The following is a 16,110-nucleotide window of genomic DNA, read 5'->3' on the forward strand; positions in this document are numbered from 1 at the left end:
GCGCGGTGCCGCAATGATAGCCAATCCCGCTGCAGTGCTATGGCTTGGGCTGCGAATTTCCGAAGCGTTTTCAGACCGTCGATCACCAGTGCAACAGTTCCTAACCGTGTCGTCGCTACGCTTGAACTGTAGCGGTGACAACGCTCGGCTGATGACGGCAACATCGAGTCCTACCTGGGGCATCGCGCGACACCTGCATCTCAGCAGCACAGCGAGTACATCGGTGTAATTCCGCAACTCGGACCGCCACCGCCCAGCAGCGGCTGACCTCGCCATCTCAAACTGTTGCATCGCTACGGTTATTGCTATAGATTCCGTTTCACCGAAGCGCAGCACCCACGGCAGCGCCTGACAAAGGAGGATCCATGAACGCAGTTGCACTGGACGGCCTGCCCATCGGCGCATGCACCGCGAACCCCGAGAAGTGGGTGACGGCAGCGGACGAGGACGCGAAGGCCATCTGCCGGATGTGCCCGAGGCGTTGGGCCTGCGCTCGCGATGCCGTCGAACTGCCGCGCGCCGAAGGCCTCTGGGCCGGCGTCGTCATCCCCGAGGGCGGCCGCGGGCGCGGCCACGCACTCCGTCAGCTGCGCGACCTCGCCGAGCGCAACGGCTATCCGGTCCGCACCGGGAGGCGGGTGTTCCTGGAAGCGGTCGAGGACGCCGCCTGACCACCCGCCGCCGTCGCTGCCGATTCGAGGGGGCGGCAGCGCGGGCGGCGGTCGGGGGAATACCCGCGGCACCTCCACCGTTCGAATAACCGACGGTGCCGGACATGCCCCGGGTACCACCCCAGAAGTCGCTTCGAGCGACCACTTGCCGAGAGGCGCGATGACGGCACCGTCCCGTTGAGCCGCCGACGCACACGCGTCGGCGGCTCGACTGTTTCCACGCCTTCGAGACCGGCGAAGGCGCTCGGCGATGTGCGACGATGGCTTCACTCACGCCGGCGTGATGACACCGCCGCAGCTCAACATCACCGAATTTCCGGGAGTTTCGATGTTCGACAAGCGTTTCCCCGCCGCACTGACGTGGCCGCGCGGCATCGCCTACGCGATCGCGGCGGTCGTCCTGGGTGTCGTCGTCGGCGAGCTCGCCGCCATGCTGATCTTCGCGGGTTCCAGCGACCGCCGGCTCGACGACCAGGCCGTTCGCGGCGCCGATACGGCTCCCGCCGTGGTCGCGGCAGCCGGCGACCTGGAGCGAGCGCGACAGGCCCGAGCCGCTCTGGACGACGACGTCACCGAGGCGAGTCGCCGGCGCGACGACGCGCTGGTCGTCGCCCGCTGCGAGTTCAGCGCGGCACCGCAGTGCCCGCCCACCCGCATAACCGGTGTGCCCGGCGCCGGACCCGGACTCCGCACGGCCGACGAGTTCCTCGCGGACGCGCAGCGGAGCCTCGACAGGGCGGAGTCCGAACGCGACCGGCTCGCGCCTGCGCTCGACGCCGCGGTCGCCGCCGACCAGGCCGCGCTGACGCGGGCGCGCGACGCCGCGATCGCCGGAGCGGACCGCGGGTTCGGCGCCCGCTGGCTGGCCATGAACGCCCACACGCTCGCGAGCCCCGCGGCGATCGTGCTGCGGGCCCTGCTCACCGGAGTGTTCGTGTTGGCGTTCCTCTTTCCGCTACTGCTCCGGATCTCGCGCGCCAAGACCACGGAGGATCGCCGCGCGTCCGCACTCGCCGAGCGGGAACGAGCGGATATCGAGGCCGACACCGCGATCGCGGTCAAGAAGGCCGAGGTGCGTGCCGCCGTCGAGACGATGTGGGCCGAGCGGGAGCTCGAGAGTGCGCGGCTCGCCGTCGCAGCACAGGCGGAGATCGACTCCGAGGAGCAGCGCCGACGAGTGGCGTCCGCACTGGAGGTCCCGACGCGAGTCGCCTCCGAGCGAGTCCCCGAGGTGGTGGCCGAATCCCCGGTCGACGAGCCCGCGGCCCTACCCGCCGTGCGGGAGACGCTGCCCGCGAGGCGCACGGTCCTGCCGGTGGTGCCCGAGGTGGCCGAGGCGGCCGCGCGCTGGATGCGCCCGTTCGTGCCGCCGATCATCGCGAGCGCCATCGACACCACCACCCGGCCACTGCGGGCCGCCCGTCAGGTGTACGAGGAGACCGAGGAGATCCACTTCAGCCTGCGGCGCAGCCACCGGGTGAGCGTGACGACCGAGCAGACCGAAGACACCGCCGAACCGGTCGAGGAGGTTCTCGTCGTGGAGGTCGACGGCCCGAAGCGTCCGGCGCACAGTGCGATTCGCGCGGGCGACGACGTCCGCGAACTGCCACCCGCCGATAGCTAACCCGCTCGGCGTTCCACGGCCGCCGGGGAAACGGGTCCGCGGTGCCCGCGGATGACCCACAATGGCCGACGTGGCACACGACGTGCTCGCCTTCGACACGGCGCTCGATCACGCGTGTCCGGCGGTCTGGGGCATCCTGCGCGAACCCGATCTGTACTCCCGGTTCTTCCGTGGCATCGGCTCCTGCGAGCTGCACACCGACATGGCCCACCTGTTCCACGTTCGCCTGATCAGCCCGCGCGGCACGGTTGTCCAGCTTCAGATGCGCCAGGTGCTCCGCGAGTCCATCATGGAGATGCGGCTCGAGGCGACGCAGATGAGTCGGTGCTTCGCGTCGATTCGGCTGGTCCCGGAGGGTGGCGGCGCGAGGATCACGGTGCGGATCTTCGCCCTCGGCCAGCTGCACCCCGACTTCGCGAAGACCGGCGACGGCGCCGTTCGCGACTGGGTCCGTAGCGGCCTGCTGCGCATCTCCGAGTATCTCGACGGGGAGCAGACGTCGGTGCTGGCCAACTCCGGGGAAGCGCACTCACTGCAACTCAGCGTCCTGAGAACGATGATCGCCAGCGGCGTCGCACGCGCCTCCCGGCCCGACCGCGGTCTTCGGCAGCTCAACTCGCTGGCCAAGTGGGGCTTCACCCTCGCGGGCGGGTTGGGTGCCGCGGCGGCGCGCTCACCGGGCACCGTGGCGTCGATCGACCGGCACGGGACGACGACGTACGGGCAGATGGCCGCGCGCACCGGTTTCATCGCGTCGGGGCTGGCCGCCGAGGGCTGGACGACGGACAGCACGTTCGCGATCCTCGCCCGCAACAGCGCGGCGATGGTCGAGTGCATGATCGCCGCGAGCAAGCTGGGGGCCAACGCCCTGCTACTCAACCCCGGCCTGGCAGCCCGCGCGATCGAGGAAATCGTCACCTCCCACGCGGTCGACGTGGTGTTCGTCGACGACGAGTTCGAACCGCTGGTGCGCTACCTCCCCGACCGGATCGTGCGACTCTCGACGCACCCGAGATCGACGGTGGCCCAGCGTCGTTCGATCGAGGACGTCATCTCCGCCGGCACTGAGGCGACGCCGGTGGCACCCCCGAAGAAGCCAGGCAGACTGGTCGTTCTCACCTCGGGCACCACCGGCACGCCGAAGGGTGCCCGCCGCCCCACGCCACCCGGATTCGGGGCGATCGCCGCGATGCTGTCGCGGATGCCGCTGCGCCGCGACGAGGTGATGCTGCTGTCCGCTCCGCTGTTCCACGCCTGGGGCCTCGCCGCGCTGCAGTTGAGCACTCCGCTGCTCGCCTCGGTGGTACTGCTGGAACGCTTCGACGCCGAGGAGTGCCTCGAATCCGTTGCCCGACACCGCTGTACGGTCCTGGTCGTGGTGCCGATCATGATTCAGCGCATCCTCGATCTACCCGCCTCCGTGATCAGTCGCTACGACACGTCCTCACTCAAAGTCGTTGCCAGCAGCGGATCTCCGATTCCGGGCGCCTCCTGCACCAGGTTCATGGACACCTTCGGCGACGTGCTGTACAACTTCTACGGCTCCACCGAGGTGTCGTGGGCGACCATCGCCGATCCCACCGACCTTCGCCTCGCCCCCACCAGCGCGGGCCGGCCACCCCTCGGGACGCGCGTCGCCGTCCTCGGCACCGACGGCAATCCCCTGCCCGTCGGTGCCGTCGGTCGCATCTTCGTCGGCAACGACATGCTCTTCGACGGCTACACGAACGCGGCATCGCCCGCCGTCGCCGACCGGTTGATGGACACCGGCGACCTCGGCTACCTCGACGCCAGCGGGCGCCTGTTCATCGCGGGCCGCGACGACGAGATGATCATCTCCGGTGGTGAGAACGTCTTCCCACGTCCCGTGGAGGAGGCGCTGGCCCTGCTGCCGCAAGTCAGCGAAGTCGCGGTCGTCGGCGTTCCCGATCCCGAATACGGTCAACGCCTCGCCGTGTACATCGTCCGCTCCGACGGGGCGACGCTCGACGAGGCGATGGTCAAGAACTTCGTGCGAAACCGGCTGAGTCGCTTCTCGATTCCGCGTGACGTCACATTCGTGGACGAACTGCCGCGCACTGTGACGGGGAAGATACTGAAACGCCAGTTGGCGGGCTGATCACGGCGAGGCGACGCGCGCAGCGTCGGTGGTGCAGGGCAGAATGCGTACGCCACCCCCGTGCACCTGATGGAGAAGGATCAGCAGTGAGTTACACCGCCGCCGACATCACCGAGCTCGACGATGTCCAGCACACACGCCTGCGGCCGGCGGTCAACCTGGGCCTCGACGTGCTCAACACCGCGCTGCGCGAGATCGTCGACAACGCGATCGAGGAGGTCGCCGAACCCGGCCACGGCGGCTCGTGCGTGACGATCACCCTGCACGCCGACGGGTCGGTCAGCGTCGCGGACGACGGCCGGGGCCTGCCCGTCGACTCGGACCCCGTGAACGGCAAGAACGGCATCGTCAAGACCCTGGGAACGGCGCGGGCCGGCGGCAAGTTCTCCGCACACACCGACGCGGCCAGCACGGGAGCCGGCCTGAACGGAATCGGCGCCGCGGCAGCGGTGTTCATCTCGGCGCGGACCGACGTGACGGTGCGCCGGGCGGGCAAGACCTACCTGCAGAGCTTCGGCGGCGGCTACCCCGGTGTGTTCGAGGGCAAGGACTTCGATCCGGCCGCCCCGTTCACCCGCGCGGACACGCAGAAACTGCGCGGCACCGGCAACCGCAAACCCGACGCGCACGGCACCACGGTGCGCATCCTCTTCGATCCGGTCGTCGTGCCGGACTCGACCGTGGACATCGGCGAGGTCCTGCTGCGCGCGCACGCGGCCGCCCGGATGTCGCCGGGGGTGCATCTCGCCGTCGTCGACGAGGGCTGGCCCGGCGACGAGGTGCCCCCCGCGCTGGTCGAGCCGTTCCACGGCCCGTGGGGCACCGAGACACTGCTGGACCTCATGTGCACCGCCGCCGACACCCCGGTGCCGAGCGTCCGCGCCGTCGTGGAGGGTCGCGGTGAGTACACCACCGGACGCGGCCCGACCCCGTTCCGCTGGTCGCTGAGCGCCGGACCCGCCGAGCCGGCGACCGTGGCCGCGTTCTGCAACACCGTCCGAACGCCCGGCGGCGGATCCCATCTGACGGCCGCCATGAAGGGCCTGTCGGAAGCCCTGGCGGAGCGGGCCTCCCGGATCCGCGATCTCGGCCTGGCCAAGGGCGAGGAGGGGCCGGAACCGCAGGATTTCGCGGCGGTCACCGCGCTGGCCGTCGACACCCGCGCCCCCGACGTGTCGTGGGACTCCCAGGCCAAGACGGCGGTGTCGTCGCGGTCGCTGAACGTGGCGATGGCCCCCGACGTCGCGCGTGCCGTCACCATCTGGGCGGCCAACCCCGCCAACGGGGACACCGTGACGCTGTGGACCAAGCTGGCCCTCGAGTCCGCACGGGCGCGGCGCAGCGCCGAGGGTGCGAAAGCCCGCTCCAGGGCGGCGTCGAAGGCCAAGGGCCTCGGGACGAACCTGTCGCTGCCGCCGAAACTGCTGCCCAGCCGGGAAACCGGGCGCGGGTCGGGAGCCGAACTGTTCCTGTGCGAGGGCGACTCGGCGCTGGGCACCATCAAGGCCGCCAGGGACGCCACCTTCCAGGCGGCGTTCCCGCTGAAGGGCAAGCCGCCCAACGTGTACGGCTTCACCCTGAGCAAGGCGCGGATCAAGGACGAGTTCGACTCGATCGAACGCATCCTGGGCTGCGGTGTGCGCGACAACTGCGACCCCGAGATGTGCCGCTACGACCGGATCCTGTTCGCCTCCGACGCCGACCCCGACGGGGGCAACATCAACTCGAGCCTCATCTCGATGTTCCTCGACTTCTATCGGCCCCTCGTCGAGGCCGGAATGGTGTACGTGACGCTGCCACCGCTGTTCGTCGTCAAAGACGGAACCCAGCGGGTGTACTGCCAGGACGAGTCGGAACGCGACGCCGCGGTGGCCCAGATGAAAGCGACGTCCAAACGCCGGGTGGAGGTGCAGCGCAACAAGGGTCTCGGTGAGATGGACGCCGACGACTTCTGGAACACGGTGCTGGATCCGCAGCGGCGCACGGTGATTCGCGTGCATCTCGACGACGGTGAGAAGAAGCTGCACCACACTCTGTTCGGTGGACCGCCGGAGGGTCGACGCACGTGGATGGCCGATGTCGCCGCCGTCGTCGACACCTCCTCGCTGGACCTGACGTAGGGAATCACCGTGACCGCCACCCTGGACGTACCCGAACAGAATCCCGACCTGGTGCTCGACCAGAGCGCCGACGACTACTGGAACCGCTATCAGCTGACCTTCGCGCTCTACAGCGTCAGCGACCGCGCCATCCCGTCGGCGTTCGACGGGCTCAAGCCCGGCCAGCGGCGTCTGCTCTATCAGATGCACGACTCGAAGCTGCTGCCCGGCAACAAACCGCAGAAGTCCTCCAAGGTCTGCTCGGCGGTCACCGGGAACCTGCACCCCCACGGCGGCGCGTCGATGTACGGCGCCGCCGCGCTGATGGCCGCCGAGTTCCAGCGCGTGAAAGTCATTGACGGACAGGGCGCTTTCCCGCGCATCCAGGGCGACATCCCCGCCGCCGACCGCTACACCGAGATGCGGCTGTCGGCGCCCGGCGCCGCGCTGACCGCCGAACTCGACGATCACGCCGTCCCGATGGTGCAGACGTTCGACGGCGAGTGGACCGAGCCGACCGTGCTGCCGGCCCAGTGGCCGGTGCTCCTGTGCAACGGCGCCGTCGGCATCGCCGAGGGCTGGGCCACCAAGGTGCCCGCCCACAATCCCCGCGAGATCATGGCGGCCTGCCGGGCGCTGCTCGCGCGGCCCAACACGACCGACGACACGTTGATGAAGCTCATTCCCGGCCCCGACTGGGGCTGCGGGGCCACCGTGGTCGGGACGGCCGGGCTGCGCGAGTACATCACCACCGGCCGGGGACAGTTCACCGTGCGCGGCACCGTGTCCGTCGACGGGAAGAACTGCATCATCACCGAGTTGCCACCGGGGGTGGCGAGTAACACCGTGCAGGAACGGATTCGGGCCCTGGTCGAGTCCGGCGAGATGTCGGGCGTGGCCGACATGTCCGATCTGACCGACCGCCGCAACGGGCTGCGCATCGTGGTCACCGCCAAACGCGGACACAGTGCGGACACGATCCGCGACCAGTTGCTCGCGCTGACCCCGCTGGAGTCGACGTTCGCCGCCAGTCTGGTCGCGCTCGACGAGGATCGCGTGCCCCGCTGGTGGTCGGTGCGCGAACTGATCTCCGCCTTCCTGCACCTGCGCGACTCGGTGGTGCTGCGGCGCAGCGAGTATCGGCTGGACAAGGTCACCGCGCGGCGCCACCTGGTGGCCGGCCTGATGAAGATCCACCTGGACATCGACGCCGCGGTCGCGGTGATCCGCGGATCCGACACCGTCGACGACGCGAGGCAGGGTCTTCAGGAACGGTTCCAGATCGACGAGGAGCAGGCCAACTACGTTCTGGCGCTGCAACTTCGGCGACTGACGAAGCTCGACGTCATCGAGCTGCAAGCCGAGGCCGACAAGCTGGACGCCGAGTTCGCGGCGCTGACCGAGCTGGTGTCCAACCCCGACGCCCGCCGCAAGGTCATCGACCAGGAGTTGGTGGAGACCGCGAAACTGTTCAAGGGCACCGAGTTCGACCGTCGCACCGTACTGGACGCGTCGGCGACACCCGTTGCGGCCGGCACCGACGAGGACGGGCCACGCGAGCGGAAGGTCAACGCCTCCTGGCGTCTCGATGATCGGGGCGTGTTCTCAGACAGCCACGGTGAGCTGCTCACCTCGGGGCTGGGCTGGGCGGTGTGGGCCGACGGACGGGTCAAGTTCACCACCGGCAGCGGCCTGCCCTACAAGATCCGCGACATCCCGGTGGCGCCGGACATCGTCGGCCTGGTGCGCTCGGGGGTGCTGCCCGCCGGCTACCACCTGGCGCTGGTGACCCGGCGCGGGAAGATTCTGCGCATCGACCCCGCCGCGGTGAATCCGCAGGGCGCGGCGGGCAACGGGGTGGCCGGGGTGAGGCTGGCCGCCGACGGCGACGAGGTGATCGCCGCGCTACCCGTGTCGTGTGAGAACGGCGAGGCCATCCTGTCGACATCCGAAAAGGGTTGGAAGGTCACCGAAGTCGCCGACATCCCGGTGAAGGGCCGTGGCGGCGCGGGCGTCGGGTTCCACCCGTTCGTCAGCGGTGAGGACGCGGTGCTGTCGGCGTCGATCTCGCAGACGGGCTTCGTGCGGAACGGGCGGGCGGTGCGCGCCGAGAGCCGGGCGAAGTCGTCGATCAAGGGATCCGGCGCGGACGTGACGCCTGCCGGTTAGGTTCCCGCGGCACACCGCACCTTTGCGCCACACCCGGACCTACCCGCAGAATCTGTTGGTGCTCATTGACAGCGCTCCTGACGGCCGGTCCATGAGGGGTGCCGTCGTCATCTGCGTGACCGCGATAGTCGCCGGAGTCGTCATCGGCTTCGTGGGCGGCGCCTTCCGCTGGTGTCTTGCGACGGCGGACGCGTTGCGCGTCGACCTCGCCGACTGGGCCCACCGGCTGCCCGGACCGGGCTGGCTCGTGCTCGTAGCCACCACGGCGATCGGCGCAACCCTCGCGGCCTTGATCGTGCGGTGGCTGCCGCTGGCCGCCGGCAGTGGTATCCAGCACGTGGAGGCGGTCCATCGGGGCGACGCCACGCCCCCGCTCCTGCGCCTACTCCCGGCGAAGTTCGTCGGCGGTGTCCTGGCGATCGGATCGGGCCTCGTCCTGGGTCGCGAGGGGCCGACGGTGCACATGGGTGCGGCGGTGGGAGCCGAAGCCGCGCGGCGCGCCCGCCTCCCCGACGCGGACATCAGGATGCTGCAGGCGGCCCTCGGCGGGGCCGGTCTGGCGGTCGCCTTCAATGCGCCGATCGGAGGTGCCCTCTTCACCCTCGAGGAGGTGACGAAGTCCGTCCGGCTCCTGACCGTTCTGGCCACCGTCTTCGCCACCGCCACCGCGGTCGGTTGCGCTCGACTCATCGCCGGCGATCACCCGGACTTCATCGTCGGTTCACTGTCGTCCCCGTCGCTGTCCTGGCTGCCCCTCTTCGTCGTCTTCGGCCTTCTCACCGGTTGCCTCGGCGCCGTCTACAACCGGTTGGTGCTCAGCGTTCTCGACCGCGTCCGATCGATACCCCGCGTTCCCGCGGTCGTGAAAGCGGCGGTGATCGGTGCGGTCATCGGGTTGGTGACGTTCCTACAGCCACTCGCCACCGGCGGGGGCGACACCTTGACGCAGATGATTCTCGGCGGTCACACCTTCGCGTTGCTCGCAATCGCCGGCCTTCTGGCGCTGCGGTTCGTCGCCGGTCCACTGTCCTACGCCGCTGCCGTGCCGGGCGGCTTGTTCGCCCCGCTGCTGGCGGTCGGCACGCTCTGGGGCGTGCTGTTCGTCGGCGCGGTGAACGCCTTCTGGCCCGGCGACATCACCGGATTGGCAGTGCCGATGGCGATCGTCGGGATGACCGCGTTCTTCGGCGCCAGCGTGCGGGCACCGGTGACGGCCATCGTGCTCGTCATCGAGATGACGAGCACGACGTCGGTCGCAGTGCCGATGTTGGCCGCGACGGCGGCGGCGGTTCTCGTCGCGGAGCTCCTGCGATCGCCGCCGATCTACGACAGCCTCCGCGAGCGGATGGCTCCGCAGAGCTGACGGGCCCGTGTCCGGGAGACCGGCAGCTGAAAGGCACGATGGAGGTATGGACGTTCTGGTGGTCGGCGGCGGGCCCGCCGGCGTGGCGTTGGCCGGGGCGTGCGGGCGACTCGGACTGACCACCGGGCTGGTGGACCCGGCGCCGGACCGGCCGTGGACGGCGACCTACGGGATGTGGAGCCGCGAGTTGCCCGCCCACCTGCCGGAGTCCGTGATCGCGGCCCGCGCCGCCGGCCGGGTGATCGCTCAGACGGAACACGAATTGGGTTGGGAGTACGCGGTTCTCGATGTGCCCGCTCTTCAAGGCCACCTGGTCGAGGGGCTGACCGGGGTACGGGTCCACGGCGGTCGCGCAGTCGGATCGCCGGAGTCCGGCGTCGTCGCCCTGGCCGACGGGTCGCAGCTGCGGGCCGCCGTGGTCGTCGACGCCGGCGGAGGCGCGCGGCCCCTGGACCCGACGGTGTCGCGGCGCGAGGCCGCGGCTCAGACGGCCTACGGATTGATCGTCGACGAGGACGCCGCCGCGGCGTTCATCGCGCCCGGCGAGGCCCTGTTCATGGACTGGCGCGCCGATCACGGCGAGACCGGGTGGCCGACGTTCCTCTACGTGATACCGCTCGGCGGTGGCCGGGTACTGGTGGAGGAGACGTCACTGGCGCGACGACCGGGGCTCCCGATGTCGACGCTGCGACGCCGCCTGCACGCCCGGCTGGCCCGCCACGGCGTCCGGGTCCCGGAGGACGCCCGCAGCGAGAAGGTGTGGTTCCGGCTCGACCATCCGCGCCACCGCGGCCGCGGGGCACTCGGGTTCGGTGCGGCGGCGCCGTTGATTCATCCGGCGACCGGATTCAACCTGGCCACGTCGCTGCGACTCGCCCCGCAGGTGGCGGCCGCGCTGGCCGCGAACCTGCCGGGCGACCGGGGCGGAGCGCTCGCGGCAGGGCGGGAGGTCGTGTGGTCGCGCAGCGCACGGCTCGTCCACCACGTGCACATGATCGGCCTGGAGTCGCTGCTGCGGATGCCCCCCACCGACGTGCCCGTCTTCTTCGAGCGGTTCTTCAGCCTTCCCGATGAGCACCGGTGGACCTACCTCACCGCCCGCGACGACGTCGGCGGCACCGCCGCGGCGATGAACAGCCTCTTCTGGGCGTCGAAGGGTCGGTTGCGCCGTCACCTCGTCGGGTCCGCCGTGTATCCCCTGCTGCCGACGCGTTAGCGGATTCGCGGGCTCAGCGGCGCGGTGTCGTGGTGATGTGCACGTGGTCGAAGTGGCCGTAGCCTGAGCTCTGCGGACCGGCGGGCGTGTAGTAGGTGCCCCGCCAGATCACGTCCTGCAATCCGAATCGAGCCGCGTTGCTCATCGCGAACGCGAGGATCGCGTCGCCGAGCGCGATGCCCTCGGGACTCTCGGAATTGGGGATCATGATGTCGATCGCGAGGCCGCTCGGATGCCACGGTTTCGAATCCGGCCGCACGCCGTCGATGGCGGCGATCTGGGGAAACTGAGCGCTGACGGCGCGGGCTGCCACCACGGTGTTGGCCTGGAGCCCGGCTTCGTTCGCCACGCCGACGGGCAGCGCCTCCGGAATGTCCGCGGGCAGCGCCTGCGGGAGGTCGGCGGGCGGAGCCTGCGGCTGCGGCGGCACCGCGGCCGCGAGATCGACCACCGCCTGCTGGTTCGGGGTCAGCGAGGCGTACTTCGCCTCCGCGGCGATGATCTGACGCTGCAGTTCACTCGACTTGCTCTGCAGGTCGGCGCGCACCGCGGCAGCCTGTTCGGCCGCGGCCCTGGCGTTATCGGCCGACGCCTGCGAGACGGCGGCCGCGGCGGCGGCGCGCTCACGCCCGGCACTGAACCTCTGCATCTGATCGGCCGTCACGCCGCCGATCACCTGCTGCAGCGAGAGTTGGTCGATCAGCTGTTGCGGGGAGCTCGCCGTCAGCAGTGCCGCCAGCTGACCGGTGCCTCCACTCATGTAGGTCATCGACGCCAGCCGGTTGACGGCCGCCTGGTACGGCGCGAGCTCGAGGTTGGCGGCGTCGAGGACCTGCAGGTCGGCGCGGTGGCGCTCCTCGGCCACCGTCTGCTCGGCCACCCTGTCGTCGACGTCGCGTTGGGCCACTGTCACGGCCTCACGGGTCTGGACCGCCTGCCGGGACAACTCGTTGAGTTCGGCCATCGCATCGGCGGCCGGGTCCGCCTTGACTCCGCCCGCAACCGACATGGCGAGCACGACGACGACAGCCGCGCAACCGGCCGCCGTTCGCCGAAGTGAGTGGCCGATCCTCGGGATGGTCGCGATCCTTAACCTGTCGGGAGCGATCTCGGACTGGCGACGTGCGCCTCGGACAGGCTACGAAGTGGTGTCGTCGATGTCCACTCGTCCCGGTGAGCACCACCGCCGAACGGCTCGAGTGGCCGACAACCAACGAGTCATACGCACAGACGCCTGCTGTCGTCCGAGACGCCGCGCCGACATATACACCGTCGCCTCGATCGACGTGAGGGTGAAAACCGCTCCGGGTGTTCCGGTTACGCGCAGCCTCTCACCTGCCACGGAGTCGTCCTGATACCCGAGCACGTCGTAGACGACCTGGCCGGGGTCGGTCTCCGTCGGCGCCGCGGTGACGCTCACCCGAGACGACGGGGATGGTTCGGGGGACGCGGCCGACGCGACGATCCGGCCCAGCTCGAGCATCGACGCAGCGGTCGGAGGCGACCCGAGTTCGTCGACGATCCGGGCGGTCGCGTCGGACGTGGCCCCGAGGTAGGCCAGCGCCGACGAGTCGGCCCAGCCGGTCACGCCGTCGGTCGTGACCTCGTACCAGATCGCCGAGTCCAGCTGCCGTGCTCGACCAGTGGCGACCAGATCGTCAGCGAGTGGCCCCGGCGAAGCCACGACACGTTGCTCGTCGCCGGGCGCGGACCGCAGCGACAGCGTCGCGTCGTACGCGATCCCGACGACGGCCAACGTCGCCTCGGCGGGAGGACCGGCGGTGGGTTCACCGTCGTCGGCTCCGCCGCATCCGGTCGCGAGTGTCGCCGCCAGCGTCATGGCGGCACCCAGCCGGAGAGCCCGCAGGAGGGCGGCAGCCGCCATTGCCACATGATGCACCCACCGGGCATGCAGGCGATCCGGATTCCCCCGACGGATCGGACCCATCGCCAAGCACCTACGGGCCCGCCGCCGAGATCGCCGCTGAGGAGCTCGAATCCACCGGTGACGGAACAGTCTCGGTCCCGTTGAGATGTGGTTTCGTGCCCCCACTGATCGGGTCCACTGCTGTCATCATCGGACGAGTGGCAACAAGAACGGCGACGAAGACCGACAGCAGGCTCGCTGCACGGCTGGCCGCGCTGGCCTCGCTCGGCGCCTCCGTCATCCATTTCGCCGTGGTCCCGAACCACTGGCAGGAGTGGATGCCGGCGGGACTGTTCTTCGCATCGCTGGCGATGTTCCAACTCGGGTGGGCGACGGTGGTGTTGGCCAGAACCACGACCGCAGTGCTCGCAGTCGGCATCGCGGCCAACCTCGGAGCCATCGCCCTCTGGGCCGTATCGAGGACGGCCGGAGCCCCGTTCGGTCCGCACGCGGGCGTGCCGGAGATCGTGCAGGCGGCGGACCTCTGCGCGCTGCTGCTTCAGGTGTACGTCGTCATGGGCGCAGGATGGGTGTTACACCGCGGGCTACGCGGTCAGCGGGTGCCGGTATTCGCCAGCGCGATGGTCCTCGTCGGCGCCGTCGGCGTGGTCGCGCTGGCGTCGTCCGTCGGAGTCGCATCGGGCCTGCAGCACGGCCATCACTCGCCGGCCAGCGCGGAGGGCGAGCACCACGGCGCCGACGCCGAGCATGCAGACGGTCATCACGTGAGCGGACCCGAGCCGGCGGCGCCTGCGACGCCGGCAGCACCGGCGCCTGCACCGAGCCGCGCACCGGAACCGAGCCGCGCTCCGGAACCGCCGGCTGCACCGTCGGGCGACGGTCACGACGGTCACGACCACGGCCATTGACAGCTAGGCGGTGCGGCAGTTGCGCACCGTGCGACACCGAGTCCACGTCTGCGGGCACCATGGTGACCATGGAGCATCACCGGTCGGCGCCTGACACCGCGAAGGGATACCGCGCGCTGGTGGTCGACGACGAGCTTCCGCTGGCCGAAGTGGTGGCCAGCTATCTGGAACGCGAGCAGTTCGAGACCGTCGTCGCCGGCAACGGCGTCGACGCCATCGCCGTGGCGCGCGAGTTCGACCCCGACGTCGTCATCCTCGATCTCGGCCTCCCCGGAATCGACGGACTCGAGGTCTGCAGGCAGGTGCGCACCTTCTCCGACGCCTACGTCGTCATGCTCACCGCTCGCGACGCCGAGATCGACAAGGTCCTCGGCCTCACGGTCGGCGCCGACGACTACATCACCAAACCCTTCAGCCCGCGCGAACTCGTGGCGCGCATCCGCGCGATGCTGCGACGGCCCCGCGTCCTGCAATCGGCCACCGCGAGCGCCGGACTCGACGTCGCTCCCCCGCGTCGGTTCGGAGCGCTGAGCATCGATGTCGCCGCCCGCGAGGTGCGCATCGACGACGAACAGATCCTGTTGACCCGCACCGAGTTCGACATTCTCGAGGCCCTCTCGGGTCGGCCGGGGATCGTGCTGAGCCGACGGCAACTCCTCGATATCGTCCGCGACGGGCCGTGGGTGGGCAACGAGCACCTCGTCGACGTCCACATCGGCCATCTGCGACGCAAGCTCGGCGATGACGCCGCCCGTCCGCGCTACCTCATCACGGTGCGGGGCGTGGGCTACCGGATGGGGACCGGGCAGTGAGTACCCCGGTTGCGTCGACCCGCCGACGACGAACACGGGGCGGCCCCGGCATCGGTCTGCGACTGCTGGCAGCGCAGGCCGTCGTGCTGGCAGTCGGCGTCGTGACGACCGCCGTCGTGGCCGCCGTCGTCGGACCGCCGCTGTTTCGCGAGCATCTGCACCGCGCGGGCGTACCGATGGACTCGCTGGAGCAGGTCCACGCGGAGGAGGCCTACGGCTACGCGACGATGCTCTCCATCGGAGGTGCGCTCGCGGTGTCCGCGCTTGCCGCCCTGGCGGTCAGCTTCTATGTCAGCCGACGGCTTCAACGGTCCATCACCGAGGTCGCCTCCGCCGCTACCGACGTCGCTCAGGGGAACTACGGCATCCGCGTGTCACCGCCGCATCTGGGCGACGACTTCGACGCCCTGTCAACGGCTTTCAACCAGATGGCTTCGCGGCTTCAGGCCGTCGATTCGACCAGACAGCGGTTGTTCGGAGACTTGGCGCACGAGATCCGCACACCCGTCGCGGTGCTCGAGGCGTACATCGAGGCACTCGAAGACGGCGTGCGCACCCTCACGCCGCAGACTGCGGCCATGCTGCGCGATCAAACCCGTCGGCTGGTGCGGTTCTCCGACGACGTCGCCGCCCTCGCCAAAGCCGAGGAGAGTTCGGTCTCCATGTCGTACACCATCATTGACGTCGATCGCCTGACGCGACAATGCGTCGCGGCGGTGGAGGAACGCTACGTCGACAAAGGGGTGACACTGTTCGTCCGCATTGCGGCGGAGCTGCCGCCGCTGTGGGCCGATGAGCAGCGAATGTCCCAGATCCTGGGCAATCTGCTGGACAACGCCCTACGGCACACCCCGGCCGGCGGATCCGTCGAACTCAGCTGTGTCCGTGCCGGCGAACGGCTGAGGATCGTCGTCGCCGACACCGGCGAGGGCATCTCCGACGAGCATCTACCGCGGGTGTTCGAACGCTTCTATCGTGCGGACACCGCCAGGGATCGCGAACACGGCGGCGCCGGATTGGGGCTCGCGATCGCCAAGGCCCTCGTCGAGGCCCACACCGGCTCGATCTCGGTGGTGAGCGCTGGATCGGGCGCCGGTGCCGCGTTCACCGTCGAGTTGCCCATGGCAGGCGTAGACGACAAGGTGTCAAGCCTTCGCGTGGCGGGTTGACAGAGACGGACAGCCATGTGACACGACTTGCGCGTCAACAGCTACAGAGCCTTCGAGGACACTTGTTGAAAG

At 69.9% G+C, this 16,110-nt stretch carries 12 protein-coding genes; 10 read left to right on the top strand and 2 right to left on the bottom strand.

Going from position 1 to position 16,110, the window contains the following annotated elements; genetic code table 11:
• Window positions 1-365: 365 nt before the first annotated feature.
• From NM203_RS09915 to NM203_RS09945, 7 genes are all read left to right on the top strand, one after another.
• Window positions 366-671 (top strand): WhiB family transcriptional regulator, encoded by a 306-nt coding sequence (locus NM203_RS09915; protein WP_255059674.1) that lies wholly within the window; start codon window positions 366-368, stop codon window positions 669-671.
• A gap of 250 nt (window positions 672-921) precedes the next feature.
• On the top strand, window positions 922-2,295 hold the full coding sequence (locus tag NM203_RS09920) for a DUF4407 domain-containing protein (RefSeq protein WP_255059675.1): 1,374 nt from the start codon (window positions 922-924) through the stop codon (window positions 2,293-2,295).
• Between the two features lie 70 nt (window positions 2,296-2,365).
• Entirely contained in the window at window positions 2,366-4,414 is a 2,049-nt protein-coding gene (locus NM203_RS09925) for an AMP-binding protein (RefSeq protein WP_255059676.1), read from the top strand.
• An 86-nt stretch (window positions 4,415-4,500) separates the two neighbouring features.
• Window positions 4,501-6,534, top strand: coding sequence for a toprim domain-containing protein (locus tag NM203_RS09930; protein ID WP_255059677.1), 2,034 nt, complete (start codon window positions 4,501-4,503; stop codon window positions 6,532-6,534).
• A gap of 9 nt (window positions 6,535-6,543) precedes the next feature.
• Window positions 6,544-8,682, top strand: coding sequence for a DNA gyrase subunit A (locus NM203_RS09935; protein WP_255059678.1), 2,139 nt, complete (start codon window positions 6,544-6,546; stop codon window positions 8,680-8,682).
• 91 nt (window positions 8,683-8,773) lie between these two features.
• Window positions 8,774-10,045 carry a H(+)/Cl(-) exchange transporter ClcA gene (locus NM203_RS09940; protein WP_255059747.1) on the top strand — a complete coding sequence of 424 codons (1,272 nt, stop codon included), beginning with the start codon at window positions 8,774-8,776 and terminating at the stop codon, window positions 10,043-10,045.
• 46 nt (window positions 10,046-10,091) lie between these two features.
• A complete protein-coding gene (locus NM203_RS09945; RefSeq protein ID WP_255059679.1) occupies window positions 10,092-11,261 on the top strand; it encodes a lycopene cyclase family protein in 1,170 nt (389 codons plus the stop codon).
• Between the two features lie 13 nt (window positions 11,262-11,274).
• Here the strand turns inward: NM203_RS09945 and NM203_RS09950 are convergent, their stop codons facing one another.
• Window positions 11,275-12,339: a coiled-coil domain-containing protein gene (locus NM203_RS09950; protein WP_255059748.1), complete on the bottom strand. Its 1,065-nt coding sequence runs from the start codon at window positions 12,337-12,339 to the stop codon at window positions 11,275-11,277.
• A 60-nt stretch (window positions 12,340-12,399) separates the two neighbouring features.
• Window positions 12,400-13,146, bottom strand: a complete 747-nt coding sequence (locus NM203_RS09955; protein ID WP_255059680.1) for a hypothetical protein — start codon at window positions 13,144-13,146, stop codon at window positions 12,400-12,402.
• 200 nt (window positions 13,147-13,346) lie between these two features.
• Between NM203_RS09955 and NM203_RS09960 the strand changes: the two genes are divergently transcribed.
• Genes NM203_RS09960 through NM203_RS09970 form a run of 3 tightly spaced genes read left to right on the top strand, consistent with a single transcriptional unit; the run spans window position 13,347 to window position 16,038 of the window.
• Window positions 13,347-14,057 carry a hypothetical protein gene (locus NM203_RS09960; RefSeq protein ID WP_255059681.1) on the top strand — a complete coding sequence of 237 codons (711 nt, stop codon included), beginning with the start codon at window positions 13,347-13,349 and terminating at the stop codon, window positions 14,055-14,057.
• 59 nt (window positions 14,058-14,116) lie between these two features.
• Window positions 14,117-14,869, top strand: a complete 753-nt coding sequence (locus tag NM203_RS09965; RefSeq protein ID WP_255059682.1) for a response regulator — start codon at window positions 14,117-14,119, stop codon at window positions 14,867-14,869.
• The gene (locus NM203_RS09970) at window positions 14,866-16,038 is read left to right on the top strand and encodes a sensor histidine kinase (protein WP_255059683.1); all 1,173 of its coding nucleotides are present in this window, start codon (window positions 14,866-14,868) and stop codon (window positions 16,036-16,038) included. Before NM203_RS09965 ends, NM203_RS09970 begins: the two co-directional genes overlap by 4 nt.
• Window positions 16,039-16,110: the final 72 nt, after the last annotated feature.

Source organism: Mycolicibacterium arenosum (assembly GCF_024320865.1).
Taxonomy (GTDB): domain Bacteria; phylum Actinomycetota; class Actinomycetes; order Mycobacteriales; family Mycobacteriaceae; genus Mycobacterium; species Mycobacterium arenosum.

What these genes read in the sequence shown, in the direction of transcription:
- NM203_RS09915 (WP_255059674.1), top strand. Translation starts at nt 366, where the DNA reads ATGAACGCAGTTGCACTGGACGGCCTGCCCATCGGCGCATGCACCGCG.
- NM203_RS09920 (WP_255059675.1), top strand. Translation starts at nt 922, where the DNA reads ATGTGCGACGATGGCTTCACTCACGCCGGCGTGATGACACCGCCGCAG.
- NM203_RS09940 (WP_255059747.1), top strand. Translation starts at nt 8,774, where the DNA reads ATGAGGGGTGCCGTCGTCATCTGCGTGACCGCGATAGTCGCCGGAGTC.
- NM203_RS09945 (WP_255059679.1), top strand. Translation starts at nt 10,092, where the DNA reads ATGGACGTTCTGGTGGTCGGCGGCGGGCCCGCCGGCGTGGCGTTGGCC.
- NM203_RS09955 (WP_255059680.1), bottom strand. Translation starts at nt 13,146, where the DNA reads ATGGCGGCTGCCGCCCTCCTGCGGGCTCTCCGGCTGGGTGCCGCCATG.
- NM203_RS09965 (WP_255059682.1), top strand. Translation starts at nt 14,117, where the DNA reads ATGGTGACCATGGAGCATCACCGGTCGGCGCCTGACACCGCGAAGGGA.